Raw genomic sequence first — 1,930 nt, forward strand, 5'->3', positions numbered from 1 at the left:
GCCAGTGGAAAACCGCCTCGCCCTATCTCGACGCAATCCTGGCCACCGGCACAGCCCGCCGGAAAGGGCTGGAGGATGCGCTGTTCCTGAACACCCGCGGTTTTGCCGCCTGCACAACGATGGCCAATATCTTTGCCATCAAGGGCGGCCGGCTGATCACGCCGCCGGTGCACGACGGGGTCTTGCCGGGAGTGACCCGGGGGCTTCTGTTGTGCCTTGCGGCTGAGGCAGGGCTGATCGCCGAAGAAGCCTCGCTCACCGCTACGGACCTGCAGCATGCAGATGAGGTTTTCGCCTGCAACAGCCTGCGGTTGATCATGCCGGTGACCAATATTGGCGGGGTTTCGCTGCGGTTCCGGGGCGCCCTGGCCCGCTTACTGCGGGACAGGATTGCACAGGAAACCGGTATTATGCCGGCCCCGCCGGACTGGGCCGCGGATTAATCCGCGGCTGCCAGTTCCTGCTGCATCAGCACCCGGCTGGTTTCCGCAATGCTGCCGTCAATCGGGCGGAAGCTAAGCCCCAGCAGCGCCTGCGCACGGTCGCAGGACACCTCCGGCGCAGCACCCAGATGCGGCAGGACATTCTGCAGAACCGGGTCGAATTTCGCCGCAGCCCGCACCATCGAATCCGGTGCAGCGCCGGTCTTGATGGCCCGGCTCGGGAATTGCTTGGCAATCACCCTGGCAATTTCAACCATCGTCCGGGTTTCACTGGCGGCGATGATCCGCTGCCCGCAAGCGCCGTTGCGCAACAGAGCCAGCACATGGGCCTCAGCCGCATCGCGGACATCGACACAGGGAAAACCCGCATTGGGAAGTGCCGGATCCCGGCCTTTCAGGAAACGCTGAATAACCCCGATGGAAGTCGCGCCGCTGCTGCCGATGGGCGGTCCGAAGGCAAGGCCGGGGTTGATGACGGTCATCTGCAGGCCCAGCTCATCCGCCAGCGCCCAGGCCCGGCGCTCGGCGTTCAGTTTCGACAGCGCATAGGCATCCGTGCGGGGGTCCTCCGGGTCGCTCCAATCGCTTTCATCGTAACACAGGCGGCCCGGCTCCAGCGGTTTCATCGTGACCGCAACGATAGAGGACGTCAGCACAACGCGGCGCGTGCCATGGGCGGCAGCGGCGCGCAGCACCCGTTCGGTACCTTCTGCCGCCAGTTTCACCAGATGCTGCGGATTCTTGGGCGGACGGTCAGGAAAGGGCGAGGCCGTGTGGATGATCGCCCGGCACGATTGCGCCGCCAGACCCCAGCCGTTGTCAGAGGTCAGATCAGCCTCGATGAACTCCACCGACAGGCTGTCCTTGCCCAGATACTCCTGCAGCGAGGCCCGGACCGGGCCCGCCTTTTGAATGTCACGCAGGGTGATCACCACCCGCAATCCGCGAGCAAGCAAGGCCGCGGCCACATGGCGGCCCAGATAGCCGCCGCCGCCGGTGACGCAGATACGGTCTCCGGGCGCGATTGAAAATTCCTCGAGGGTATCCTCAGGCATAATCGGTCTTCCTCTTTGTGATGAACGCTGTCCGGACGGGCAGTCAGGCAGTCAGCCGGATTGTGCTTTCGGCCGGTTCAATCCGGACCCGCGCAACGGCGATGGTCATTTTGCCGCAGCGCCAGGGCTTGCCCAGAACCTTCAGGTCGTATCCGCGCGGGATCAGGATCCGCGAATAGATGAACAGCGGCATAAGCAGCAGAAACTCTGACAGGCCCTGCTGTTGGCCGAAATTGTAGATCCGGCTGGTGATCGCGTCGATTGCCTCAGACCGCTCGGTGCCGTTAAGCGACCGACAAACGCCGAACCGTGTCGCTTCCCAGACGCGGTCGCTTTTGGGCAACGGCCCGTCATATTCCTGCGAAAAACTCTTTTCGATCATATAGGTGCAGGACGTCGGCAGCAGCCGCGAGACGCCGACCACCTGATCGG

3 protein-coding genes are annotated in these 1,930 nt (G+C 63.7%); 1 reads left to right on the forward strand and 2 read right to left on the reverse strand.

Annotation, left to right across the window (positions count from 1 at the left end; genetic code table 11):
- Positions 1 to 443 (forward strand): aminotransferase class IV (locus A2I95_RS34315; RefSeq protein WP_291736999.1); only part of this gene is annotated, 443 nt, incomplete at its 5' end.
- On the opposite strand, the gene A2I95_RS34320 is transcribed toward A2I95_RS34315, so the two are convergent.
- Both A2I95_RS34320 and A2I95_RS34325 read right to left on the reverse strand, forming a co-directional pair.
- On the reverse strand, positions 440 to 1,498 hold the full coding sequence (locus A2I95_RS34320; protein WP_051372051.1) for an NAD-dependent epimerase/dehydratase family protein: 1,059 nt from the start codon (positions 1,496 to 1,498) through the stop codon (positions 440 to 442). The genes A2I95_RS34315 and A2I95_RS34320 overlap by 4 nt on opposite strands.
- A 43-nt stretch (positions 1,499 to 1,541) precedes the next feature.
- A partial coding sequence (locus tag A2I95_RS34325) for an acyl-homoserine-lactone synthase (protein ID WP_291737002.1) occupies positions 1,542 to 1,930 on the reverse strand: 389 nt, incomplete at its 5' end.

The organism is Leisingera sp. F5 (assembly GCF_001593695.1).

What these genes read in the sequence shown, in the direction of transcription:
- A2I95_RS34320 (WP_051372051.1), bottom strand. Translation starts at nt 1,498, where the DNA reads ATGCCTGAGGATACCCTCGAGGAATTTTCAATCGCGCCCGGAGACCGT.